We start from the raw sequence: 440 nt of genomic DNA on the forward strand, positions 1-440 counted from the left end.
CGTAGCTGACCTGCGACAGGTTTGCCGCCGAGACATCGATCTCGACATTGGCGGCCTGGGCGACGCCATTGACCACCCAATGCCGTTGCCGCCGGTGTCCCAGAATGCGTATTGGGTGATCGCATCGTTCTCGGCATCGCTGACCGAGAACAGGCTCGAGGCGAGCACCGAGAACTGGCCGTGGTTGGCGGTGACGTTCGCGGCCGTCACCACCGGAGCCGTATCGACCCCTGGTGTTGCCGTGAACGCAGCCCAGCTGCTCCACTTCGATCCGTCGTTGGCCCGCACGTAGAGCGTATCCGACGGCGAGCCGCCGGGACCGAACACGTAGCTGACCTGCGACAGGTTCGCCGCCGAGACATCGATCTCGACATTGGCGGCCTGGGCGACGCCATTCACCACCCAATGGCCGTTGCCGCCGGTGTCCCAGAACGCGTACT

The 440-nt window shown here is 65.0% G+C and carries 1 protein-coding gene; it reads right to left on the bottom strand.

The annotated features are described in order from the left end of the window. On the bottom strand, positions 1 to 440 hold a 440-nt coding region (locus tag ALC15_RS44455; RefSeq protein WP_050632150.1), incomplete at both ends, for a hypothetical protein.

Origin of the sequence: Bradyrhizobium viridifuturi (genome assembly GCF_001238275.1) — a bacterium.
Classification (GTDB): domain Bacteria; phylum Pseudomonadota; class Alphaproteobacteria; order Rhizobiales; family Xanthobacteraceae; genus Bradyrhizobium; species Bradyrhizobium viridifuturi.